Origin of the sequence: Actinoplanes sp. NPDC049598 (assembly GCF_040675435.1) — a bacterium.
Classification (GTDB): Bacteria; Actinomycetota; Actinomycetes; order Mycobacteriales; family Micromonosporaceae; genus Actinoplanes.
The window spans coordinates 131,297-154,793 of sequence record NZ_JBFAOX010000004.1; the positions used below are offsets into that span (position 1 = coordinate 131,297).

Sequence of the window (23,497 nt, forward strand, 5' to 3'; positions counted from 1 at the left end):
GTCACTTCTTTGTCGGGCCGCTCATCCAGATGGCGCAGGCCAGCGTGAGACCGGCCTTCTCGTCCGGCTCCAGGCCGAGGATGCGGCGGTCGCCCTTGTCCGGGCGGGCCTGCATCTCCCGGTACGCCAGGAGAAGGACCCGGGCGCGCTCGGGTCCGATCTCACGGTAGGTCTGCAGCCGCTCGGAGACTCTCGTCTCGGTGTGCAGGGCGGAGAACAAGCCGGTGATGTCCTTCTCCACCTCGGCCGGGAAGACCGGATGCGTGACGCCGGACTCCGCCACCTGGACCGCGACCTTCCTGTCGGGTTTGAGGCCGGGCGGCAGGCCGGCTTCGAGCTTGGCGATCGCCTCGGCCTCGATGGGTGTCTCCGACTCGGACTTGACCTGGTAGTGGGAGGTGATGACGGTGCTCACCGGGTCGGCCTTGGACAGGTCGGACTTGATGATCGCCGCTTCGACCTTCAGCTCCGACCGGACGAACGACCTGCCACCCGGCAGCGGTTCGAGCTTCTCCCCACCGACGACCTCGACGGAGTACTCCACCCAGTACTGGTCCTCGTTCACCCATTTCTTGACCCACCGCTCGATCTGGGACTCGTGGGTGGCGTTGGCGCTGCGGGTGATCGGGAAGAGGTTCTGCATCTCGCCCGGGCCACCGAGGTTCATGTTGAGCAGGTGGCCGCGGATGTACTCGTCCTCCGGCAGCAGCGCCATGAGGTCCTCCTGCGCGGCCGGCTTCGTGCCCAGGGGGTGGTCGGGCCCGAGCGGCGCGGCGACCATCCTGGTTCCCACCGGGAACGGGCCGAAGCCCGGGCGGCTCAGTGTCCGGCTCCGATAGTCCACCTTGGTCTTGCGCGCCGGGAGCAGGCTGGGCAGGCCGGTGCCGCTCAGCTTCTCGGCCGGTTGCTCGGAGGCGCTCGGATTGATCTCGATGGCGACCACGAACCCGGTGGCGAAGTCGCCGCGGTAGCCGATCGAGCTCAGACCGAAGCGGCTCTTGATCCGCGGGAAGTAGTTGTCGAGGGCGTCGGTGTCGGTGGTGCTCGCGGCGACGGCCTGGATTGCGCGTTTGGCGGCGTTCACGTCCTCGGTCTCCTGCTCGCGGGTGCGGGGCAGGGTGACCGGTGGCTCGTCCAGGGTGGCGATGGTGATCGGGCCGGGGTAGCGGGGTTTGTCCGGGGCCGGAAGCTGCGCCGACGGCACGGCCGGGGGGATCTTGTCATCGGGTTCGGCCGCCCGGTCGACGGCGGCCGAGCGCGCCGCCTGGTTTCCGGGCGACGGGTTCCTCGTCGGGTCGGGCGAGCCGGCCGGCGGCCCGGTCTCCGGCGGCTTCGGCCTCGGTGGTTCCGTGGCCGGCGGTTTGGCCGGCGGCTCGGGCGGTTTCGCCTCCTGGCCCGCCTCGGCGGCCAGCTTCGGCGGCACCGGTGTGGTCCGCAGCTCGCGCAGCTGGCCCTTCCATTCGGCCTTGTTCTCCAGCGCCTCGCGGGCGCCGGACGGCGGCGGCCCGTCCTTGGGCATCGCGCCCTGGATGAGGGCGTCGGCGTCGATGTCGGAGGTGGTGAAGTCCAGCGTCGGCGGCTCGGGATGGCCGAACCGGTACGCCATGTGGGCCCGCAGGGCGAGGTCCGGCCCGACCGGCATGACGACCTCGGCCAACTTCCACTCTTTCTCCCAGACCGTCACCAGCAGCGCTTCGACCTCGGCCCACGCGTTCAGGCCGAGCTTGAGCCGGGCGCCGGCGGCCAGCGTGGCGTCACCCTCGATGGCCCAGTCGCCGTCCTGGTAGGACAGTTCGGGGACGATCGAGATGGCGCCGTAGAGCCCGGCCGTCCCGACACCCTCGATGCCGCCGGTCAGCGAGCCCAGCAGCACGTCGAGACCCAGCCCGGCGCCGAAGGAGACCCACCCCTCCACGAAGGCCGGGATGTACAGCTCGCCGGTGACCGAGAAGCTCGGGTCGGCGTCGGTCGCCCCGATCGTGTACGAGCCGGTGACGCTGATGTTCCGGAAGACGCCGGGGCCGATGCCGGCGCGGATGCCCGCCTTGAGCCGGATGACCGCGACGAGGATGGCCCACAGGGGGATGTTGCGCGAGAGGGAGAGCAGTTCCTTTTCCGTACGGGTCTCGGGGAAGAGCTCGACCGGATCGGTGACCGTGATCGTGCCGGAGACGTCCACACCGCCCCCGGGCAGGATGGTCGCCGTCAGCGTGCCGGCTATCTTAGGCATCAGCTGGGCCGTGACCGTGCCGGAGCCACCTACTTGCAGGTCGCCCTTCTCGGTCTGCGCGACGGTGACGTTCACGGTGCCGGAGAGCTTGCCGTTGTCGGCGCTGAAGGTGAGGGCGGACGCACCCGACCACAGCCCCTGCTCGTACTGGACGGTGACGTTTCCGGTGAGCCCGAGGAGCCGCTCGGCGTCGACCGGGATGTCGGCCCGGCCGCTGATCTGCCCGTCCGCGTAGGCGACGGTGACGTGGACCGGCCGCAACCCGGGGATGGTGAGGTTCATGTCGGCGCCGAGGGCGAAGGTCCCTTGGTCGTACGCGGCGGTGAGGCTGCCCCGGCCGGCCGGGCCCAGGTCGACGCCGACGGTGCCGCGGAAGCCGACCGTCCCGTCCTCGGCCAGGCTCACCACGATCTTCCCGGAGCGGACCGGCAGGCCCTTCGGGAAGCTGCGCTCGGCGATGGTCAGTGACCCCGAGACCCCCTCCGGACGTACGCGGACGACCCCGCGCACCGGCTCGATCATCGGAACGGCGAGGGTGAACGAGCCCTCGCCGGTGAAGCCGGTGGCCCGGTCGGCCACCAGCCGGGCGATCTCGACGCCGGCCAGGTTCCGGTACGCGGCGACGAGGCCGGTGACGGCGCCCGAGGGCTCGCCGTTGCGGTAGGCGAGGACCAGCGTGCCGGACGAGATCACCAGCCCGGGGATCGACGAGCCCAGCCCGGCCAGGTTCACGGTGGCCTGCGCGGTGAGGTTGAGCGCCTCGTCGACCGCGATGTCGGCCTGCACCGGTGGCAGGAACGGCGGGGTGAGCAGCAGGCGGCCCTCGCCGCTGAACAGCCCGGCCTCGGAGAAGCGGAACGCCATCGCCGCCGTGCCGAGGCCGGGGTACTGCAGGTCGGCGGTGCCGCGGCCGGAGAGCCGCCCGGCGGCGATGCGCAGGTCGGCCGTGACCGTGCTCCGCAGCCGGCCCAGCGTGGGCGGGACGAGCCTGATGTTCTCGACGGCGCCGGCCACGGCGCCCGCCTCGTCGAGGGTCAGGGAGACCGTCGGGTTGCCCAGCGCCGGGATGGCGAGCGTCCGGCGGAGGCCGCCGGTGAGGCGCGGCTTCCCGTCCCGGTCGACGGTGATGACGACCTCGCCCGCGGCCACGGCCGGGATCGTGACGTCGCCGCTGATCCGCAGCTTCCGGTCGGCGTAGGCGGCCCGGCGCAGGACGACGCCGGGGAGCGGCTGCGGGCCGGTGGACAGGTCGACGCCCTGGGCGGCGAGTTGCTCGGCCTTCAGCGACAGGCCCGAGCCGAGGGCCACGCGCAGGCCCGCCGCGGCCATCCCGCCGAACGCCGACGCGGGTGTGCCGGTGTCGGTCGCCGGCGGCGCCGTGGGAGCCGGCGTAGCCGGGACCATCCCGCCCGTCCGCGACAAATCCGGCCCGGGGAGCAGATCGGACCGGGAGCGGTCCGGTGCGGCGCGGGACGGCGCGTCCGGGGGCAACAGGTCGGGTACGGGCGGGGTCGTCATGGTCCCGGCTCTCGCAGCGCGGCGTAGTGCTCGCCGAAGGCGGCCCGGCGCACCGGCCGGCCGGACTTCGCCAGCTCCCGGCCGACGGCCCGCATCAGGTCGGCCATGCCGATCGGCCGCTGCGCCGCGGCGGCCGCGTGGGCGGCAGCCAGGCAGCAGTTGCGGATCTCGCCGCCGGTGAGCTCGAAGCGCTCGGCCAGCAGCCCCAGATCCACCGCCGGGTCGATGGGCGCCGACCCGGCGCGCAGGCGCTCCCAGATGGCCTGCCGGCCCGGCGCGTCCGGCGCCGGGAAGTCGACCACGAGGTCGAAGCGGCGCACGAACGCGTCGTCGATGTTCTGGTGCAGGTTCGAGGCGAGGATGGCGACGCCGCCGTAGTCCTCCAGCCGCTGCAGCAGGTACGCGGTCTCCAGGTTGGCGTACCGGTCGTGGGCGTCGTGCACCTCCGAACGGCGGCCGAAGACGGCGTCGGCCTCGTCGAAGAAGAGCACCACGTCGGCCTCCTCGGCCGCGTCGAAGAGCAGGTCCAGGTTCTTCTCGGTCTCGCCGATGTACTTGGAGACCAGGCCGGCCAGGTTGACCCGGAACAGCGGCAGGTCGAGCTCGGCCGCGATCGCGCCGGCGGCCATCGTCTTGCCGGTGCCCGAGGGCCCGCGGAACAGCGCGATGGTGCTCGGGCTCTTGCCGAAGACGGCGGCCAGGCCCCAGCGGTCGCGGACCGTGGCCGTCGTGTCCTGCCAAGCGACCAGGGTGCGCAGGGCGGCGCGGGTGCGGGCCGGCACCACCACGTCGTCGAGGCGGTGGACGGCGGTGACCAGGTGGGCCAGGCCGGTGAGGCCCCGGCCGGTCCGGGCCCGGACGGCGGACCGCAGCGAGGCCGCGTCACGGTGCCGGCCGAGCAGCCGGGCCAGCGTGAGCAGGTCGAGACGGCCGAGCCGCCCGAGCCAGGCCCGCAGGCCGGGGGAGTCGGCGGGATGCCCGTCGAGCAGCGCGCCGATCCGGTCGGCCCGGCCGGCATCGTCCGCGGGCGGCGCGGCGGCGACGACCCCGGCGTCCGTCCACGCCGGAGGGTCGTGGGTGACCACGGCGGCCGGCGCGGTCAGCACGGCGGCCACCGCGTGCCGGTCGGCCGCGCTCATCGCGTCGAAGCCGCGCAGCACGGGGAGCACCCCGGCGAGCCGGGCCTCGCGGAGCGCGGCGACGACGAGGTCCGGCCCGGCGAGGTCCTCGCCGTTGGGGAGGCCTGGCCCGGCGCGGTGCTCGCCGTTGAGAAGGCCCGGCCCGGCGCGGTGCTCGCCGTTGAGAAGGCCCGGCCCGGCGAGGCGCTCGCCCTCGATGAGCAGCAGGTCCAGGCCGAGGCCGGCGGCCAGCCCGAGCGCGGCGTCCGCCGGGTCGCCGCCGGCCCCGCCGAGCAGCCAGACGCCCGCTTCGACGGCCTGGACCGGGTTGCCCGGCGGGGCGACGGTCACCGAGGGCGGGGCGGGTGGCAGCCGGAGCAGCTCGCCGTGCCGGGGCGGCCCGGCGGCGCCGAGGAGGCGGTCGAGAACGTCCTCGGGCACGCGCAGCGGCGCCTCGACGGCGGGACGTTCCGGACCCAGGACCACCACGCCCGTACGCCGCAGGGGCGCCTCGGCCGCGAGCAGCCGCCGGGTCTCGGCCACGCCGAGCTGGTGCCGGTCGAGAAGCCGGACGGCGAGGGCCGGAGTGAGGTAGCGGCGGGCGACGTCGTCGTTGAGGTAGCCGTAGACCCGGCCGATGCGCGGATCCAGCGCCGGGGCGGCCGCCAGGAGCAGCAGGTCGAGCTCGGCCTCGCCGAGGCCGAGGCGGCCGGCGAGGCGGCACCAGATGCCGTCCGGGTCGGCGCGGCGCTCGTCGGCCAGGCGGGCCTCGAGCGCGGCCAGCTCGGCCACCGTGGCCGCGGTGCCGGAGACGCGCAGCCGTCCGGAGGCCTCGGCCAGGATGGCCTCGGCCTCGTCGTCGGAGACGAACAGCCCGAGGAAGCTCTCCGGCCGGTCCGGGCCGCGCAGCGCGCGCACCAGCGCCACTTCGTGGCGCAGGCGCAGGGCGAGCACAGCCAGGGCCCGGCCCATCCAGGCCGCCGAATCGAGCCGCACGCCCGCTCCGGTGATCATGGTCGCAATCCGGTCATGGCGATGGTGGTCATGGCCGTTATCCCGGTCATGGCGGTGGTGGTCATGGCCGTATCCCGGTCATGGCGGTGGTGATCATGGCCGTAGGCCGGTCAGGACGATGGCGAGCCGGCGGTCGCCGAGGCGGGGCATCGGGCCCTGGTCGCCGCTGTAGCCGGCCATGGCCAGCACGACGGCGAGCGGCGGCCCGTCCAGGGTGACGGTCAGCTCGTCGCCGGTGGCGTCGAGCCGGCCCGGGATGTGCAGGAACTGGCGCCGCAAGTAGGCCGGTGAGCTGTGGGCGAGGCCGGGCAGGCGCCCCGCGAAGTCGGCCAGGAGCGCCTGCCCCCAGCGTTCGGCGCCCTGGACGTGGCCGACCAGTGGCCGCGATTCGGGCCGCAGGCCATCGAGCACCGACCGTGGAACGGCCGGCACCTCACCGAGCGACTCATGCGGTTCGACGGGGAGCAGGATGGCGAGCAGCGGGTCGGTCGCAGTGTCGTCGCCCGCGTCCAAGGCGGACAGGACGGCGGCCCGGAGTTGGCCGGCGGTCAGCGACCGGGCGAGCCGGGCGGCGCCGGGCAACAGCAGCACGGCCCCGGCGACGGGGGAGGACAGCGGGCGCGCCGGAGACGACCGGTCTCGCTTCTCCGGCGGGACGGTATTGGCCGGAGCCGGCGCGCGCGGCACGACCTGGGCTTGGTGCAGCAGGTCGGCCAGCGCGGCGCGGACCGGCGGCATCGTGACGGCGTCGAGCACTGTGCGCCGCAACCGTTCCGGCAGGCCGGGCCATTCGGCGGCGAGGACGGCGGCCGGCTCCGGGGGCACGCCGGGGACGACCAGCGCGGCCCGCGACGACGGCGGCAGCGCGACGAGCACGGCGGCGGCGACGGCCGCATGGACCGGGCCCGCCACGTCGGTCACCGGGCGGCGGGCGAGCGTACGCAACAACGCGACGAGCGTGGCCCGAGGCACCGAGCCTGGGGCGAGCGGCGCGGCGGGCAGGTCCGGAAGCAGCGCCGCGACGTCCTCCGGGGTGAACGAGGCCGGGTCCGGGCCGAGGAGGGCGTCGAGCAGCGCGGCGCAGCCGGCGTCGTCGAAGACCGCGAGCAGGCGGGCCGGATCGCCCACCCGTGCGCCCGCTTCGGCGAGCCGGACGAGCAGGCCGGGCCGGGCGCGCAGCACCTCGACGGCAGCCTCGGTCGGGGCCAGCAGGCGCAGCGCCGCCAGGTCGGCGAAGGGCCACAGCGGTTGCGGTTCGAGCCCGAGCACGGCCTCTACGTAGGACGTCAGATAGGCCTCGTGGCTCGCCCACACCCGCACCTCGGTGGCCGGGCCGGACAGCGCCTCGCCGAGCGCTCCGGCGATGCGGGCGGCGAGCAGCCGGGCCAGCGCGGCCGGGTCGAGCAGGCCCGCGCCGACCGTCACGCGCAGCCGCCGGATCCGGACCACGCCGTCGCGGCCGTCGAGCACCGGACCGGTCGCCTCGGCCAGCAGCGGCGGCAGGTCCTCGGTGAGCGTGCGGTCCAGGCTCGCGCGCAGCGGGGCCACAGCCGCCGGGGCGGCCACGAGGCCGATCTCCGTGCGCAGCGCGCCGATCCGCACCCGGTGCCCGGTCATCCGGCCTCACCCACGACGGTGTAGGTCAGGCGGCCGCCGGCGAAATCGCCCAACCGCCAGGTCCGCTCGGCCGGGGCGTAGAACAAGAGCTGGTCGCGGCCGGTCCCGCCGAAGTCGCCGACCCAGAACAGGCCGCTGTCCTCCGCGCGGCCGAGGGTGGACGTGTTGCCGGCGTGGGTCCAGCCCAGCTGGTCGCCGGTGAAGCGGCCGAGCCAGTAGTTCTGGTCGCCGGGGTACCAGAAGAGCAGCTCGGTCTTCCCGGCGCCGGTGAAGTTCCCGGCCCAGACCGGCGAGACCGCTTCGGCGCCACCGAAACCGTCGGTGTTGCCGGCGAAGGTGTAATCGATCTGCCCGGCGTGGAACCGGCCGAGCCAGTAGTTGTGGTCGCCCGGATACCAGAAGAGCAGTTCGGTTCCCCCGGCGCCGGTGAAGGCGCCGGTCCAGCTCGGCGAGACCCGTTCGGCGCCGGCGAAACGGTCGGTGTTGCCGGCCGGCGCCCAGGCGAGCTGGCCCCCGGGGAACCGGAGCAGCCAGTAGTTGCGGTCGTTGGCCCCCCAGAGCAGGAGCTCGGTGGCGGCCGAGCCGGTGAAGTTCCCGGTCCAGATGCGGTCCGCGTTGTCGATGCCGCCCAGGTTCCCGGCCTTCGTCCAGCCGAGCTGGTTGCCGGTGAAGCGGCCGAGGGAGAAGTTCTGGTTGCCCGGAGACCAGCTGAGCAGCTCGGTCCGCCCGGCGCCGGTGAAGGCGCCGGTCCACCGGGCCACCGCGGACGCCGCCGCGCTGACGTTGCCGGCCAGGCTGTAGTGCAGGTGGGTGCCGGTGAAGCGGCCGAGCCAGAAGTTGCCGTCCGGCGGGTGCCAGAAGAGGAGCTCGGTCCGTCGCGAGCCGGTGAAGTTGCCGGTCCACGTCGGCGAGACCCGCTCCCCGCCACCGAAGGGACTCGTGTTGCCCGCGTAGGCGAACGAGAGCCGTTCGCCTGCGATCTGCCCGAGCAGGTAGTCCTGGTCGGCCGCGGTCCAGGCGAGCAGCTCCCGGTTCGGGCCGCCGGTGAACTGCCCGGCCCAGCTGGCCGAGGGCACCACGTCGGGGATGAAACGGGGCGCGTGGGCCACGACCCAGTCCTGCAGCACCGACACCGGCCACAGCGGGTGGCGGGCGGCCAGGTCCACCGTGACGGCGGCCGGGCCGGCCACCAGGCGGGCGAGGACCAGGCAGTCGTCCTGGGGGAGCGGCGCCGTGCAGTGCAGTTCCAGGGAGACCCCGTGGCAGGCACGGGTCGGCGACAGGGCCGACGCCGGGTGGGCGCAACCGGCGGGCACCCCGGCCCGCGGCGCGGACGGGGTCCGCACCGGACGGGCGACGAGCCAGGCGATGACGTCGGCGTCCTCGATCTCGCGGCCGGCCCCGGCGGGGGTCAGCTCGCAGCCGGGCGCGCCGGGCCCGCAGTGCTTCCGGACGAGCGCGGCGATGTCGCCGTCGACGACCACCGGCTCGGCCAGATAGACCTCCTCGCCGGGCGGCGTCACGCCGTAGCCCGGGCTGACCGTGAGCCGCGGGACGCCGGCCGTGGTCACCGCCGGCACCAGCCCGGAGACGACGCCCCAGCCGTGCAGGAAGCCGCGGATGCGGGCCAGCTCGGCGTCGTGGCTGGACCGGTCCAGCGTGAGGTCGTCGGCCCGTACGACCTGCCGGTCGAAGTAGAGCGGCGTGGCGATGCCGTTGTGGGCCCGGGCGATCTCGGCGGTCATCGGAACCCCCTCACACCTCGACGATGGTGAACCACGAGCGGAACGTGTCACCCGGTCCGCCCGCGCCGGTCGGCAGCCGGCCGCCGATGTGCCCGCCGGACAGCGGCGGCCATCCGTCGCCGCCGTTCTTCCCGCCGACGGTGAAGTCGGTGTAGAAGACGAGCCGGAGGGTCTCGCCCTTGCTCAGCCCGAGCCGTTTGACCAGGTCGTCGCCGGTCGCCCGGAGCACGAAACCGAGCGCCTCGTCGGCCTGGTCGGCCCGGGTCCAGTCGGTCAGGAGATGGTCGTCCAGCTTGTAGTCGGTGATCGGATAGACGTGCAGCGGGCCGATGGTGGCCCACACGAAAGTGGCCGACTCCTTGGGATCCGCCCAGCCGTTGCGCCACACCGGCATCGGGAGCCGCTGCTGCAGCTCGACCAGCATCGTCGGGCCGAACCGGGTCGATCCGGTGAACGGCGGCCAGGTGACCGGGTGGGCGAACGCCACCGCGATGCCCTCGTCCTGCAGCGCCTTCCCGAAGGACTTGGCGGCCGGGTAGTTCCCGGCGTGGGGCCAGCTGAGCCCGACGATGGAGTTGACCGGCACGGTCGCACCGGCGGGCTGGGGGAGCACGATGTCGAGGATCCGCCGCCCGTTCTCCACCACGACGGCGACCTTGGGCGCGGGCACGTCCGCGTAGGTGATGCGCGCGTCGTCTATACCCGGGCCGGGGTCGCCCTTCGCCGCTCCGGGCAGGTTGAGGGTCAGGGTGAGCCCGGTGGGGTTGGCCGCCACCGTCGCGCTCGCGGCCGACCCCGGCAGTCCCAGGACGACGCGGACGTCGGTGATGCTGAGCCCGTCCGTGCCGTTGCGGCCCGGGTCGCCGCGCGGCCCTGGCGGTCCCTCGTCGATGCCGCGGGCCAGCATGCACAGCACGACGTCGCGCAGGGCGGACACCGAGGGCAGCAGCGGGCGGTAGGCGAGGTTGTCGATCGCCACGTCGTCCGTGCCGGCCTCGGCGGCGTCGACCATCCGCGGTCCCTCGGCAGTGCCCGTGGGGGCCTTGTAGAGCGGCAGGTGGGCCAGGACGACCGCATGCCCGGTGTCGCTCACGGGCGTACGGCCGCAGCCGCAGCCGGCCGTCTCGCCGCCACAGCCGGGACAGCCCTCGATCTGCCGGTCGAGGTGGACCGAGCAGTCCTCCTCCTGGATGTCGACGACCGCCACGAGGCCGCGGTCGGGTAGACCCTGCGGCTCGGCGTCGGCGGCGGCCACGTAGAGCCGGCCGCCGTTGCCGGCCAAGGCGAGCGAGCGCGCGTCGCCGTCGATCCGGATCGCGTCGGCCGACAGCTCGACGTGCTCCGGCTCGTCCGACGTCACGGCCTGGACCCGGGCCATGTCCACCGTCGACAGCCGGCTGATCCCCGCGGGGTCGCGGAGCAGGACGTACGCCCGGAGCTCGGTCGGCGCGACGGCCAGGTCCCGGGGCGTGCCGTCGAGGAACACGCCGCGCCCGCGCCGCTCCACGGTGTTGCGGTCGCCGCGCATCGCGTAGCGGTGCAGGACCGCCCGGTCGGCCGCCGGGTGCTCGTGGGAGAGCACGTAGAGCATCTGGTCGTCGAGGCTCCAGCTCACGGCGACCGCGTCCGTGCCGGCCGGGATGCCCGGCGCGGCCGCCTGGTCGGGGGTCATGCCGCCGGCGTGGAAGGCGGCCACCTCCACGATGTACACCCGGCCGCCGCCGGTGAGGGCCAGGAAGCGGCCGTCGTGCGACATCCGCAGCATGGCCGCGCCGCGCTGCGCCGGCCCGCCGGCGCCGCCCAGGCCGTGGGCGAGCTCCAGCGTCTGGATCGGCGCCGGCGGGGGCTGGGCGGTGTCGCCGAGCCAGGTGACGATCGCCGTGGCGGCGTACGAGCTGAGGCGCGCGGTCCCGTCGGGGGCCTCGAAGAGCGCGAAGACCGTGCCGGAGACGGGGGACACGGCCAGCCGGATGGTCCGGCCGTCGATCGGCAGCACGGCGGCCGACTCGGCCGAGGTCGTGATGGCCTCGCGCCGCCAGAAGGCGATGCCGTTCGCGGCCGGATCGAAGCCCTCGCCGGCGGCCAGCAGCAGGCGGGCCTCCCGCATCGACGCGGTGTCGGTCAGGTGCTGCGGGCCCTCGAGCCGGGACACGAGATCGGAGTTGGCGTCCCGGTGCACGTCCAGATGTGAGCCGCCCGCGTCGGCGTCGGCCGCGAGCTGGACGAGGTCCTCGTCGCCGTTGAGGTGGACGCGCCGGGGCGCCTGCCCGCCCAGCGTGATGGTGTGCTCCCAGGTCAGCCGCGGCCGGATGTGGGCCACGACCGGTTCCAGCTCGGCCGGTGCGCGGGCGAGCAGCACGAATTCAAAGCTTTCGGCGATACGCCCGTACTCCTCGGGCTCGTCGTCGCCGGCGCAGCCGGCCAGGATCGCCGGCACCTGTTCGACGCCGTGGTCGCATCGCCGGACCGCGATCAGCAGGTGCCGGGTGCCGTCGAGGGCCGCCCGCAGGTCCGGGTCGGCCCCGATCAGCTCGCGGACCCGTACCAGCGAGCGCTCCGGCACGACGATCTCCTGGCCGCAGCAGTCGACGGCCGTGCCGGGCTCGACCACGACGAAATCGCGGCGGCAGTCCGGCGACGGGTGCTGCACGACCTTGAGCCCGCAGGCGGTGCCGGTCCCGTGCAACGTCGCGTTGTGCAGGTGCCGCTGACCCCGCTGGTAGTCCTGCTCGGCCACGAAGTCGCGGTCGAGCAGCATCCGGCCGTCGAAGTACCTGGTGCGCCGCGGCTCGTGCAGCCCGCACGGCAGGCAGGAGGCGATGGTCTCGCTCGTCATGGCAGTCTCCGTCCGGTGGAGAGCGAACGTCCGGGGACGACGGCGGCCCGGGGCCCGCGTCCGGTGGTCAGATCGCGGCCCAGCGCCGCCTCGCCCAGCGCGCCCGAGGTGGGCGATCCGACGAGCGTGTCGACGCCGACGCTCGACTGCCGGCCGACCACCACACCGGCCGGCACCAGGCGCAGCCGCCAGCGCACATGGCCGGGCATGTGGGCGGCGATGAGCCGTTCGAGCCGGGCCCGGGCGGCCGTGTCCGGCGCGACCCGGTCGGGCAGGACAACGGTGCAGCCGTGTGCCCTCGGCGTGGCGTCCAGCGGCTCGCCACCGATGTACGGGAGAACGGGACCCGGCGGCACCCGGAAGTGCTCGATGACGCGGGGCAGCGGGTCGGCCAGGCCGGTGTGCCACTGCAGGACCCGGCGCAGTCCCCGTACGGTGCCGCGCTCACGGGCGTACGCCATGGCCTCGGTGATCATGCGGCGCCGCAGCGCGGGCGGCCATTCGGCCAGGAAGTCGAGGCCGAACCAGCCGCCGAGCCAGTCCAGGGCCGGTCCGGCCGGGGCCGCGTACGGGTCGAGCAGCGCGGCGATCTCGCGGTGCTCGGTGGTGATTTCGGCGAAGACGGTGTCGAAGTAGGCCAGGAACCGGTCGAGGAAGTGCCGGCTGTCCGGGTCCTGGTGATACGGCAGGGGCAGGTGCCGTACGGAGCCGGCGCGCGGGCCGGAGACGTCGATGCGCTCGACGCGCGGCGTGGCCCGGCCGTCGCCGAACAGCTCCACCCGCAGCCACAGATAGCGGCCGGGCGGGCTCTGCACGAGCACCTCCGGCGTCTCCGCCGGGCCGATCGTGAGCGGCACGGACCAGCCCGGACCGTCGAGCCGCTCGGGTTCGAGCCGGCTGTCGTCGGTGCGGGTGCTGACGACCAGCCGCGTACCGGCCGGCACGCCGGCCCGCAGCACCACGCGGTCCCAGGCGAAGCCGGGTCGTTCGCCGTCGAGTTCGGCGGTGGTGAAGACGCCCGCCTGCGGCCGTGGCGCGCGGCGGGGCACGGCCAGCAGGGGTCGCCCGGTCGCGGCGTGGCGGCCGTCGCGCAGCAGGTCCAGCCCGTCGATCACGAGCGGGTCGGCCCATGGCCGCGCGTCGTCGTCGAAGAGCAGGGCGCCGTCCTCGGCCCGGCGCAGCGGTGCCGGTTCGAGCTCCGGCACCTCCGGCACCGCGACCCGCAGGCCACGTCGGTTGAGCCCGGTGACCTCGGCGCCGTCGAGGACGACGACCACCGGCGCCTCGCGCCCGGCCGGATGCCGGACCGCGGCGACGTGGCCGGGCGCGGCGAAGACGGCCGAGCGGTGCGGGAACGCGGGGTCACGACGCCAGCCGCGGGAGAACCGGTGGACGGTGCCGAGGCCCGGGTCGGCCACGTAGGCGCGGTCCGCGTGGTCGAAGGCGAGGGCGGTGGGCCTCCAGCGCGGGAGCTCGATGACGTGACGTAGCTGGGCGGTCGGGTAGGCGAGGACGAGCACGCGGCCCGCGCCGGGATCCGCGATCACCAGGTCGCCGGCCGGCGAGAGGGCCACATCGGACGGCTCGGCCAGGGCGTACGGATCGGCGGAGGGCGACGGCCGCGCCGGCCACAGCGGCGTGAACCCGCCCGGCGGGCCGATCGGCCAGACGAGAACCGCGTGCCCGTCCGGATCGGCCAGGAACATCCGGCCGTCGTCACCGTCGACGGCCAGGCCGCGGGGCATCGTGCGGCCGCCGAAGGTGCCGAACGGCTCGGCCACCGGGATCGCCGGCCGGCCGGGAACGCCGAGCACGAGCGTGCCGTCGCTCTCGGCGGCGATCCCGGCGCCCAGCCCGGCGCCGGCCGCGTGCCATCCGGTACGCGGGCCGAGGCGCAGGAACGGGGGACCGGCCGGCCTACTCATAGCCGGTCACCAGGTCGATGCTCGCGCGGGTGAGCCGCGGCAGATGTCCGTCCGGGACCGGGGTCAGGTCGGCCGGGTCGCTCGTCGGCCCGGCGACCGTGACGGCCAGCCCGGTCACCCGGCGCACCCCGTCGACGCCGAGCAGCACCTCGTAGACGTCGCCGTGGGCGATGTCCTCTCCGAACGGCCAGCCGGCGCCATCCGCGCCGCCGCGGATCGGATGGAACCAGGTGAGCAGCGCGGCGTAGGCCGCCTCGGCCACGGCGGCCAGGTCGTGCCGGCCGTCGACGGCGATTCGGGCCGCGACCCGATCGACGTCGAGGTAACGGGGTCCGACCACGTGCAGTTCGGTGGTGATCAGGCGCCGCGGCTCCAGCCAGCGGCAGACGGCGCGCAACTGCTCCTCGGTCGGCTGGGGCGCCGGGTCGTCGCCGGTGGGCAGCACCACGACGGTGACCGCGCCGTCCCGCTCGACCAGCTCCCGGTCCGGCGGCCGCGGGGCCCGGCGCGCGACCGCGTACGCCTTGTGCAGCGCGGCCCCGGGCGTCTGCCGGGCGAGATCGGCGAAGTCCTCGGCGGTGACGGCCCGGTCGCGCACCCGCAGGTCGTGCGGCGCGCGCAGCTTGACCCGGTCGAGCGGTTCGGCGTCCGACCCGTCGTGGGCCGCCCGCAGGTTGGTCACCGCCTTGACGTCCCGCAAGCGGCCTTTGATCTTGCTGATGGTGCCGGCCGGCACGTTGCCGACGGCGCCCCCGCCGGTGCGGTAGCGCACACCGGCGACCGGCAGCCCGGCCACCGGCACCCGGCCGCGCTCGCCGTCGCCCAGGGCGATCGTGCCGGTGGCCGGGTCGAGCCGGTAGTGCGGGTCGTCGGGGCCGGAACGGAAGAAGTCCGCGCGCCGGGCCCACGTCTCGTCGCCGATCGCCAGGTCGAGGTCGGGCTCGCCGGTGGCCGGGTCGACCAGCACGGGCACCCGGGGCAGGGTGAAGGTCTGGGCCGGGCGGCCGCTGGACCGGCCGAGCCCGTCGTCGAGCCGGGTGGCCGCCTGGGTGGCCGGCACCGTGTTCAGGTGGAAGCCGCGCAGCGTGGCCGGCCGCGGTTCCCCGGCCGGGTAAGCCGTCGTCACCCGGGCCCGCAGCCAGTAGAGCGGGCGCAAGGCGCCCTCCTTCTGCGGCAGCGCGACGGCGAACTCCCCGGAGACCTCGATCCAGTCGGCGAAGGTGAGATTCGCCGGGCGCAGCCGCCGGTCCGCGGGTAACGAGTTGATCTTCGCGATGGTCTGCTCGACCGACTCGCCGCAGGCCGCGAAGGCCTCGGCGTCGTCCTCGGGGACGCCCATCTTCGGCCAGAACTCCGCCAGCCCGGGCAGCACCTCGGGGGCGTCCGGGTCCTGCAGGGTGGCGACCAGCTCTTCTTGGGTACGCGGCGGGCGCGGATGCCCGGCCGCCTCCCACCACGCCTCGGGCAGCAGCGCCGGGTCGAGCGGCGTCGCCGAGGCGGGCAGCTCGAGCACCAGGTGACCGGAGCGGGTCAGGCCGAGCGTGTCGTCGTGCGAGAGGGCCAGCGTGGTCCAGCCGTCGCCCGGCCCGGTCTGCGCGAAGCCGCCGGCGCCTTCCAGGCCACCGGTGTAGACCTGCCAGGCGATCCGGCGCGGCGGGGCCGGCCCGAGGTCGGCGCAGGCGAGCGGCACGCTTTCCGGGGCGGTCTCCACGTACAGGTCGAGCGGCCCGGCGGGCAGCCGGTCCTCGGCGTAGAGGGGCAGGTCCCGGCTCGCGAACGGCCGTAGGAGCAGACCCAGGTAGAGCGGCGGGGGCAGCGCGGCGGCCGGGTCGAACGGCGGGAAGCTGTGCAGCCACACCGGGCCGGCGTCGTAGCCGGTGACCAGCGTCTGCGCGACGACCGCGCCGACGTGCGCGTTGAGCCCCCGCAGCGTCCGGTCGGTCTCGAAGACCACCTCGGTCGTGAGCTCGGGATCGTCGACTGCCACCTTCGTCCGGATGGGAACGTCGACGACGAGCGGGTCGCCCGGCTGGTCGAGCTTGTCGAGCGTGAAGGTGAGCTCGGTCCGCGCCGCCCGGGCGGGCATGGGCGTGATGCCCAGCAGGTCGAGGAACTTGACGTAGTTGAGGTCGGGGACCCGGTTGAGCTGGTGCAGGATCGTCTCGGTCAGCCACGCGTGCAGCTGCACCAGGGTCATGCCGGGGTCGCTGTCGTTGAGGTCGGTCCACTCCGGCGTGTACCGGGGGATCCGCGCCCGCGCCTCGGCGACGAGATCCTCGAACGTCCGGTTGTCGATCTCCGGTGCCGGCAGGCTCATGACACGCTCCCCCGGGTCGAGCCCTCGTTGAGATAGAACGGGTAGACGAGGTTGAGCACGGCGTTGTTGGAGCGGATCCGGTAGTCGACCTCGAGCATGAGCGTGTTCGGCGCGTCGGCATGCGCCGTGACGGTCACCCGCAGGACGTCGATGCGCGGCTCCCAGCGCACCAGCGCGTCGCGGACCTCGGTCTCCAGCACGGCCCGGGTGGCCGCGTTGTCGGGTGCGAAGACGTAGTCGTGGATGCCGCAGCCGAAGTCGGGGCGCATGATGCGGGACCGGCGCGGCGTGGCCAGGATGACCCAGACCGCCTCGGTGATCGACACGTCGCCCGCGGACCAGTCGATGCCGCCGCGGGCGTTGACCCGTACCGGGAACTTCCAGCCGCGACCCAGGAAGTCGGTCATCGTCAGTCACCCACCAGCACGCTCGGGAAGCCCACCATGACCGAGCCCTTGGCGTTGCCCTTGTCCTGCTCGGTCTGGTCGCCCTGGCGGACCACGCCCTTGCCGTTGACCAGCACCGTGCCCGACGCGGTGGTGAAAATGCAGTCCTCGGAGTTGGGCTGGCTGACCGGGCCGGCCGACCCCGGCTCGCCGCCGGAGGAGGAGCCGATCGAGCTGTCCTCGAGGATCACGGGTTTGCCGCCGGCCCGGACGTCGGCCGAGGCGCCGACGGCGTCGGCCAGCTGGGCCACGTTCGGGTACGGCATCGGCGGCGTGCCGCCGGGTGGTATCGGCGTCTTGCGGAGATCGGGGAAGGCGAAGCAGATGCCGTCCTTGCGCGCGATGGGCCGGGCCATGTCAGCCGCCTCCCCGGATCTCGGCCGCGCGCCAGAACGCGTCGGGCGTCAGATCGTGCGGCCAGGAGCCACGCCACAGCACGGTGGCCGTGGAGTCAGCGGGCCGGACGATGAGGGTGTCCGCCACGAGCGGCTTCTCGCCGACGACGCGCCATCGCCGGGCCTTGTCCGGTCCGTGACCGCAGTATGCCCGCAACCGGGCCGTGTAGGACGTGCCGGGCAGCCGGAATTCGAGGCCGGTCCCACCCGCGGAACAACTCGTCCGCTCGATGCGCACCAGAGCGCCGGGCGGTAGCGCGGTCTGCCCGGCCGCCGCGGTGAATCCGTCGCCGCGGCGGGAGAAGTTCCCGAACGCCGCGCCGGTGGTGTCGGCGCGGCGCGGCGCGCTGGTGCGCGAAAGCCAGCCGAACAGGTTCCGGCCGGCGTCCGGGTCGACCGTGAGAGCCCCGGCCGGCCGGGACGACCAGGGGACCCCGCCGACGCGCACACAACCGCCGGTGGTGCTCGGCCACCCCTCGACGACGATGTCGACGTGCGCCTTGGTCAGCGCGATGTCCGCCTCGTACGTCAGGTCGTAGCCGCCGCCCGAGGGGGACCCGGAGTCGGCGAAGACGATGCCGGCGGCCGCACCCGCCGGCGTCAGCGGCGGCAGGGTGAAGCTGCCCTTGAGCACCACGACGTCAGTCAGCACGTTCCCGACCTCGCCGGTGAGGTGGACGGCGGCCAGGTGGGTGGCGCCCGGGGGCAGGGTGACGATCATGGGTTCAGCTCCACGGTCGTGCCCTTGACGGTCGCCGTGCCCTTGGCCTCGACGGTGATGTCCTTGGCCGACTTCAGGGTGATGCCGTCCTTGTCCATCCGGATCTCGTTGCCGTGCTTGTCGCGCAGGATGATCCCGCTCCGGTCGCCGTCGACGAGCACCATCGCGTTGCCGTCGCGTGACTGGATGGTCCGCTCGTGCGGGTCGCCGGCCGGCGTCGCCACCCCGCCGCCGTAGATGAAGCCGAGGACCATCGCCTGGCGGCCGTGGAAGGCGGCGACGGCCAGGTCGCCCTCCTCGGGCATGAAGCAGAAGCCGGCCGCGTCCCCGGCCATCGGGGAGACGATGCGCAGCCAGTCGGTCTCGACCCCGGCCGGGCGGTCGAGGCGCTGCAGCCGGACCTTGAGGCCGTCCACTGTCGACTGCGCTTCGACGACGTGGCCGAGGACCAGGGACGGCGCCAGGGAATCGGTCATCAGTCGAGCACCTCCTTGCGAGCGTCGAAGGTCGTCGTGTAGCCCGACGCTCCGAAGCTGTGGGTGGTGCGGGTCAGCCGGTACTCGCCGTCGAACCGCGCGCCGAGGCCGGCCATCGTCACGATCCGGCCCGCCCGCAGCTCGGGCAGCCCGAGCGAGCTGCCCGAGCCCTTGATCAGATCGGCGGCCAGCTCCTGCAGCTTCTTGTCGCCGGCCTTCTCGGCGTCGGCCCGGGTGCGCACGTCGGCGGGCTTGATGACCAGCGGGACGCCGCGGACGGCGGCGTCGAGGCCGGCCGCGCCGGCGGGCCCGAGGGCCGACGGCTTCAGGCCCACGTCCTTCCAGGTCCGGGTGACCTCGATCTGCCGCCGGCCGGCCTGCGCGTCGGGGTCGGCGGCGCGCACCACGACCTCGGAATACTGGCCGGCGGTGGAGAGGGCGGGCGTGAACGAGAGCAGGGTCCGCCCCCATTCGAGGGTGGCCACCGGGGCGGTCCTCGCCGCGGCCGGGCGCCCCAGGGTCAGGGCCGAGCCGTCCGGCTCGGTCGTCATCGACAGCCCGTATCCCTGCGCCCGCTTGAAGACCTCGTCGTAGAGCATGCCGTCGATCTCGACGTTCTTGCGGGCGTCGCCCTCGCTCTCCGGCCCTTCCCAGCGCACGGTCACATGGCCCTGGCAGAGCCGGTCGACGATCTGCTTGTCCGTACCGCCGCCGTTGTCGGTGACCCGGGTTCGCTGCATGCGGCGGAGCAGGCCGTCGAGCGCCCGGACGCGGCAGGTCGGCGAGCCGGTGGCCGGGAACGATGGTGAGATCGAGACCACCTCGCCCTTCATCACGAGCGGGAGCTCGCCGTCGTCGAGGTAGCCGAAGCAGAGCGCCACCCGCGCGCCCGGCTCGAAGTCGGGCACCGCGGCCCCCTGCACCCGCAGCGGCCGGCCGTCGGCGTCCCACGGGCTGGAGTAGCGCGGACGCAGCCCGACCGGGTCCCAGTCGTACAGGTTGAGCTCGAAGCTGTGGATGGCGTCGAGGCTGTCGGTGAAGGTGACCTCGAGGACGTCGGCCACCACCGTGCGGGAGAGGTCGCGGCCCTCCAGCTCGATCCGGAAGGACGGGACGTGGAAGCTGCGCCCCTCGGCGAACGCGGGCCCGGTCACGGCGTACCCAAGGGCGGGATCTCGAGGCGGGTGCCCGGCACCAGGTCGCGGACCTCGGTCAGGTTGTTGTGGTCGGCGATGACCCGCCACAGCCCGGCGTCGGCGTAGGCGTCGTGCGCGATGAGCGGCAGGGTCTCGCCGTCGGCGACCACGTGCGTCCGGGTGTGATCGGCCGACTGCAGGTTGATCGCGGCCAGCTGGCCGGCCAGCGTCACGTAATGCTTCAGGGCCACCGTCACCAGGGCCCGCAACGGCTTGCCGTCCGGGTTGAAGAGGGTGAAACGCCGCCCGACCGACAGCACCACGGCGGTGAACGAGCGGCCGCCGGTCTCGCTCTCGCCCATGGCCACGCCGGGGAAGTCCGGGCCCCAGGTGACGCGGACGAGGGTGGGCGCATGGAAGGCGGACCGGACCGAGACCAGTTTGTGGAACCGTTCCACCTCGTCGGTGACGGCCACCGCGCCGGCGCCCGTGCCCCGGTCGGTCGAGTCGAAGAACAGCTCCACCGACAGCGTCTCGGCCTCGCCCTTGACGAATTGGAGCAGCGGCTGTTCGAGCCCCGGGACGGCCACCTCGGCGTAGGTGGACGCCTTGGTGAAGGCCAGCTCGGCCGGCGCGTAGGCCACCACCATCGGCCCGTCGACCTTCGAGCCGTCGACGGCGATGCGCTGGAACGTGAGCTGGGCCATCACAGCTCCCAGGCGACGCGGGGATCGCGGTCGGCCGTACGGCGTTGTTCCGTCAGCCGGTCGCGTTCGAGCTCGGCCTTGACCGCGGCCACCACCGCGGCGATGAGCTCGGGCGACCGCAGCGCGGCCGGGTCGACCGCCGACAGGGTCGTGTCGACGGCGCCGATGTGCAGGTCGACGGCCATCTCAGATCCCCAGCGCACGCGAGGCGGCGCCGGCGGCCGACGCGGCGGCCCGGCCGGGGCTGAGGGTCAGGGTGAGCCGCTCGTGGGCGATCTCGAGCTTCTCGATCGCGAGCGCGCCGGTGGACGCGTTGAGCGCGGGGCCGCTCCACTTGACCGGGATGCCGTTCTCGAAGCTCCATGCCTTGATCGGCACCCGGTTCTCGCCGGCCAGGAAGATCAGGCCGTTACGGCGCCGGCCCTCGCCCCTGAGGAAGCCCTCGTGCCACAGGTAGAGGTCCTCGGAGAAGCCGACCCCGCGGCTGAGAACGATATTGGGGTAGGCCGCCACCGACGGGAAGCGGAAGACCCGGTCGTTCTGGCCGCCGGCCCGGCGCTCCTCGACCCGGATCTCGCTCTCCAGCCCCTGCACCTCGCTGAACCCGCCCAGCACGAAGGCGGCCAGCTCGGCCACGGCCGAGACCGGCGACTGCCCACCGGTCTCGGTCAGGGCGACGTAGAAGTTGAAGGCGGGCAGCGGCGTGGTCATGGCACCCTCTCCGTGACGTCGAGGGCGTCGTACGTGCGCCCGAGCCGGAAGACGACGAACTCGTACGGGTCGGCCGGCGCGACCGCGATGTCGACGACGAGCTGCCCGGCGTCCTGGACCGCCTCCGGGTTGTTCTCGTCGTCGCAGCGGACCGCGAACGCCTCGCCGGCGGTGGCGCCGGCCAGGACGCCGTCGCGGTGCACCATGCCGAGCAGCGTGGTCGCGGTCGTGGTCACCGCCTGCCGGGTGATCAGGTTGTTCGGCTCGAAGACCATCCACTGCAGCGCCCGCTCCAACGTGCGCTCGAGCGCGTCGACGACTCGGCGCGAGGTGAGGAATCGCCACCGTGGATCCGAGGAGAGCGTGCGGGAGCCGAAGACCCGGATGCCGCGCCCGGGGAACGCCCGGATCGCGTTGATCCCGGCCGCGTTGAGTCCGGCCTGCTCCTCGTCGCCGACGGCCAGCGTGGTCCCGTCGACGTACCGCAGCGGGAGGTTGGCGCCGGTGCGATGGACCCCGGCGGCCAGCTCGCCGGCGGCGAACGCGCCGCACACGTGGCCGCTCGGCGGGCAGGCGAGGCGTCCCTCGCCGGCCGGGAGCGTCAGCCACGGCGCGAAGAAACCGATGCGGGCGGTGTCACCGAGCCGGGACCGCCAGGTGGCGATCTCGTCGAGCCGGCTGCCGGCGGCCGGCGGGTCCAGGAACGCCACCTTGTACGGGCCGACGAAGGACGGATCGGCCATCGCCGTCTGGACCACGAGGACCTCGCCGCTGGTCAGGGCCCGGGGCGTGACGATGCGGACCATGGCCAGCCGGACCGGCTCGGCCGAGGCGAGCAGGGACGTCTGGACGAGCAGCTCGACCGGTTCGTAGCCGTCCTTGCGCAGCCGCAGAGTCACCAGGCCGACCTCCACGCCGGTGACGGTGAACCGCCCGTCGGAGCCGGTCGTCGCGACGCCGCCGGGCCCGGCCACGTCGACCGCCACACCCGGCAGCGGCCGGTCGGCGGCGCCGGTGACCACCCCGGCCAGGACGCCGACCGGCCGAGGCGTGAGGTCAGAGCAGTCGACCGGGGCCGGCGGCGAGGTGGGCGCCGGGGCGGGCATGCTGTCCGGCAGCACGAGGTCCGGGGCGGCGACCATGGCGGCGTCGTCGAGGCCGGCCACCCCGGAGAGCACGCCGAGCCAGGTGGCCCGGTCCATGTCCTCGAGGCCGTCGGCGCCGCCGGTCAGCGCGAACGAGCCCTCGGGCGGCCACGTCGCCGGATCCGCCCAGTCGATGACCTCGTCACGGGCGACCGGCCGCAGGGTCAGCGACCGGCACTCGGCCGCCAGCGTGGCGACCAGGGCGAACGGGTGGTCCGGGTGCGGGGCCCGCGCGAGGAAGGTCTGCTCGGGACGGCCGCCGGCCTCGACCGTGACGTCGAACTCGACGCTGGACACGCGGATCGGCCGGTCGAGCCGCAGCCGCTCCGGCGGCCGGTCCCAGTGCACGACGCGGCGGACCGGGTCGACCACAGTGGGCAGGCGGAACTCCGGGTCGCCGGCGCCGTCCTGGGTCAGCTCCAGCACCGAGGTGCTCGCCAGCCCGGCCAGCGAGTCCAGCCGTACGGCGGTGCCGTCGCCGAGCACCTCGCGCACCTCGGTGCGCACCCGGGAGCCGCGGGCGATCCGGACGGCCAGCCCGTTGCCCCAGCCACCCGGGTCGAGGCTGCGCGGACCGTGTGCGAGCAGGCCGCGCTCGAAGACCTGGACCCAGCCCTGGGCCTCGGCCAGCTCGGCGCCGCTGAGCCGGCGCGGGTCGATCATCAGCCAGGGGAACGACGCCTCGGCCCGCCAGGTGAACGGCGCCCCGGGCCGCAGATCCACCGTGGCCGGGCGGGCGGCCGTCGTGGCGACGCGGATGATGTACGCGGCGCGGCCGCCGGTCTCGAAGAAGCCCTTGACCGCGTGCCAGAGGAAGCCGGTGGCCCGGGCCGGCCCGAAGACCTCCTCGTACTGGCGTACCGACCAGACGCGGACGGGCTCACCGACCGGGCCCCGGGCGGCGTACCCGAGCAGGGCCGGGATGTCGCCGCGGGTCAGCCGCCCACCCGTGCGGATCGGCTCGAGCGGCCGGCGGTACACGCCGGGGGTGAGCGGGCGGGTCATCGGGCGCCTCAGCCGGCCAGCCGGACGGACTCGACCGCCAGGTCGATGGACTCGATCGCGGCCTCGTTGGTGCTCGCGTTGAGCGGCGGGCCCTCGTACTTGGCCACCCACGCCTCGAAGAACTCCCACCGCAGGGCGGGCACGCGGGCCTCGTCGAGCAGGATGATGGCGCCGTTGTGCCGCTGCGTCGCCCCGTCCAGGGTGGTCTTGTGCCACTCCCACAAGACGGGGTTCGTGGTGATGCCGCGCTTGAGCGTGATGTTGTTGAACTTGGCCAGGCCCGGCAGCTTGCGCATCCGGGCCGGGTCGCCGCCCTCGCGGTACTCGATCGGGGTCGCCTCCACGTTCAAGCCGGTCATCTCGCTGAAGCCGCCGACGGCGAGATCGTCGATCTCGACGAGGAAGTTGAACTTGAGGTACGGGTCGTTGCGCACG

At 74.3% G+C, this 23,497-nt stretch carries 17 protein-coding genes; all 17 read right to left on the bottom strand.

The window, feature by feature from the left end; translation table 11 throughout:
- Position 1 precedes the first annotated feature (1 nt).
- Positions 2–3,748: a hypothetical protein gene (locus AB0J66_RS11965; protein WP_364658930.1), complete on the bottom strand. Its 3,747-nt coding sequence runs from the start codon at positions 3,746–3,748 to the stop codon at positions 2–4.
- A complete protein-coding gene (locus AB0J66_RS11970; RefSeq protein WP_364658932.1) occupies positions 3,745–5,880 on the bottom strand; it encodes an ATP-binding protein in 2,136 nt (711 codons plus the stop codon). The genes AB0J66_RS11965 and AB0J66_RS11970 overlap by 4 nt, the downstream gene beginning before the upstream one ends.
- Before the next feature lie 93 nt (positions 5,881–5,973).
- The gene (locus AB0J66_RS11975; RefSeq protein WP_364658934.1) at positions 5,974–7,497 is read right to left on the bottom strand and encodes a hypothetical protein; all 1,524 of its coding nucleotides are present in this window, start codon (positions 7,495–7,497) and stop codon (positions 5,974–5,976) included.
- Positions 7,494–9,242, bottom strand: coding sequence for a hypothetical protein (locus AB0J66_RS11980; protein ID WP_364658936.1), 1,749 nt, complete (start codon positions 9,240–9,242; stop codon positions 7,494–7,496). Before AB0J66_RS11980 ends, AB0J66_RS11975 begins: the two co-directional genes overlap by 4 nt.
- 10 nt (positions 9,243–9,252) lie before the next feature.
- On the bottom strand, positions 9,253–12,078 hold the full coding sequence (locus tag AB0J66_RS11985; protein ID WP_364658938.1) for a hypothetical protein: 2,826 nt from the start codon (positions 12,076–12,078) through the stop codon (positions 9,253–9,255).
- Positions 12,075–14,003: a phage tail protein gene (locus AB0J66_RS11990; protein WP_364658940.1), complete on the bottom strand. Its 1,929-nt coding sequence runs from the start codon at positions 14,001–14,003 to the stop codon at positions 12,075–12,077. The genes AB0J66_RS11985 and AB0J66_RS11990 overlap by 4 nt, the downstream gene beginning before the upstream one ends.
- Positions 13,996–16,320, bottom strand: a complete 2,325-nt coding sequence (locus AB0J66_RS11995) for a putative baseplate assembly protein (RefSeq protein ID WP_364658942.1) — start codon at positions 16,318–16,320, stop codon at positions 13,996–13,998. The genes AB0J66_RS11990 and AB0J66_RS11995 overlap by 8 nt, the downstream gene beginning before the upstream one ends.
- Complete coding sequence (locus AB0J66_RS12000; RefSeq protein ID WP_364658944.1) at positions 16,317–16,727, bottom strand: GPW/gp25 family protein; 411 nt, start codon at positions 16,725–16,727, stop codon at positions 16,317–16,319. The genes AB0J66_RS11995 and AB0J66_RS12000 overlap by 4 nt, the downstream gene beginning before the upstream one ends.
- Before the next feature lie 2 nt (positions 16,728–16,729).
- Positions 16,730–17,122: a PAAR-like domain-containing protein gene (locus AB0J66_RS12005; protein ID WP_364658946.1), complete on the bottom strand. Its 393-nt coding sequence runs from the start codon at positions 17,120–17,122 to the stop codon at positions 16,730–16,732.
- A 1-nt stretch (position 17,123) separates the two neighbouring features.
- Positions 17,124–17,882, bottom strand: coding sequence for a hypothetical protein (locus AB0J66_RS12010; protein WP_364658948.1), 759 nt, complete (start codon positions 17,880–17,882; stop codon positions 17,124–17,126).
- Entirely contained in the window at positions 17,879–18,358 is a 480-nt protein-coding gene (locus AB0J66_RS12015; RefSeq protein ID WP_364658950.1) for a phage baseplate assembly protein V, read from the bottom strand. Before AB0J66_RS12015 ends, AB0J66_RS12010 begins: the two co-directional genes overlap by 4 nt.
- On the bottom strand, positions 18,358–19,512 hold the full coding sequence (locus AB0J66_RS12020; RefSeq protein ID WP_364658952.1) for a hypothetical protein: 1,155 nt from the start codon (positions 19,510–19,512) through the stop codon (positions 18,358–18,360). The genes AB0J66_RS12015 and AB0J66_RS12020 overlap by 1 nt, the downstream gene beginning before the upstream one ends.
- Entirely contained in the window at positions 19,509–20,201 is a 693-nt protein-coding gene (locus AB0J66_RS12025) for a peptidoglycan-binding protein (RefSeq protein WP_364658954.1), read from the bottom strand. Before AB0J66_RS12025 ends, AB0J66_RS12020 begins: the two co-directional genes overlap by 4 nt.
- Positions 20,201–20,386: a hypothetical protein gene (locus AB0J66_RS12030; RefSeq protein ID WP_364658956.1), complete on the bottom strand. Its 186-nt coding sequence runs from the start codon at positions 20,384–20,386 to the stop codon at positions 20,201–20,203. The genes AB0J66_RS12025 and AB0J66_RS12030 overlap by 1 nt, the downstream gene beginning before the upstream one ends.
- A gap of 1 nt (position 20,387) precedes the next feature.
- On the bottom strand, positions 20,388–20,912 hold the full coding sequence (locus tag AB0J66_RS12035) for a phage tail protein (RefSeq protein ID WP_364658958.1): 525 nt from the start codon (positions 20,910–20,912) through the stop codon (positions 20,388–20,390).
- On the bottom strand, positions 20,909–23,062 hold the full coding sequence (locus tag AB0J66_RS12040; protein ID WP_364658960.1) for a phage tail sheath C-terminal domain-containing protein: 2,154 nt from the start codon (positions 23,060–23,062) through the stop codon (positions 20,909–20,911). The genes AB0J66_RS12035 and AB0J66_RS12040 overlap by 4 nt, the downstream gene beginning before the upstream one ends.
- Positions 23,063–23,070: 8 nt before the next feature.
- Entirely contained in the window at positions 23,071–23,496 is a 426-nt protein-coding gene (locus tag AB0J66_RS12045) for a phage tail protein (RefSeq protein WP_364658962.1), read from the bottom strand.
- Position 23,497 lies beyond the last annotated feature (1 nt).

Coding starts and splice junctions, on each gene's coding strand:
- AB0J66_RS11965 (WP_364658930.1), bottom strand. CDS start 3,748: ATGACGACCCCGCCCGTACCCGACCTGTTGCCCCCGGACGCGCCGTCC.
- AB0J66_RS11970 (WP_364658932.1), bottom strand. CDS start 5,880: ATGATCACCGGAGCGGGCGTGCGGCTCGATTCGGCGGCCTGGATGGGC.
- AB0J66_RS11975 (WP_364658934.1), bottom strand. CDS start 7,497: ATGACCGGGCACCGGGTGCGGATCGGCGCGCTGCGCACGGAGATCGGC.
- AB0J66_RS11980 (WP_364658936.1), bottom strand. CDS start 9,242: ATGACCGCCGAGATCGCCCGGGCCCACAACGGCATCGCCACGCCGCTC.
- AB0J66_RS11985 (WP_364658938.1), bottom strand. CDS start 12,078: ATGACGAGCGAGACCATCGCCTCCTGCCTGCCGTGCGGGCTGCACGAG.
- AB0J66_RS11990 (WP_364658940.1), bottom strand. CDS start 14,003: ATGAGTAGGCCGGCCGGTCCCCCGTTCCTGCGCCTCGGCCCGCGTACC.
- AB0J66_RS11995 (WP_364658942.1), bottom strand. CDS start 16,320: ATGAGCCTGCCGGCACCGGAGATCGACAACCGGACGTTCGAGGATCTC.
- AB0J66_RS12000 (WP_364658944.1), bottom strand. CDS start 16,727: ATGACCGACTTCCTGGGTCGCGGCTGGAAGTTCCCGGTACGGGTCAAC.
- AB0J66_RS12005 (WP_364658946.1), bottom strand. CDS start 17,122: ATGGCCCGGCCCATCGCGCGCAAGGACGGCATCTGCTTCGCCTTCCCC.
- AB0J66_RS12010 (WP_364658948.1), bottom strand. CDS start 17,882: ATGATCGTCACCCTGCCCCCGGGCGCCACCCACCTGGCCGCCGTCCAC.
- AB0J66_RS12015 (WP_364658950.1), bottom strand. CDS start 18,358: ATGACCGATTCCCTGGCGCCGTCCCTGGTCCTCGGCCACGTCGTCGAA.
- AB0J66_RS12025 (WP_364658954.1), bottom strand. CDS start 20,201: ATGGCCCAGCTCACGTTCCAGCGCATCGCCGTCGACGGCTCGAAGGTC.
- AB0J66_RS12030 (WP_364658956.1), bottom strand. CDS start 20,386: ATGGCCGTCGACCTGCACATCGGCGCCGTCGACACGACCCTGTCGGCG.
- AB0J66_RS12035 (WP_364658958.1), bottom strand. CDS start 20,912: ATGACCACGCCGCTGCCCGCCTTCAACTTCTACGTCGCCCTGACCGAG.
- AB0J66_RS12040 (WP_364658960.1), bottom strand. CDS start 23,062: ATGACCCGCCCGCTCACCCCCGGCGTGTACCGCCGGCCGCTCGAGCCG.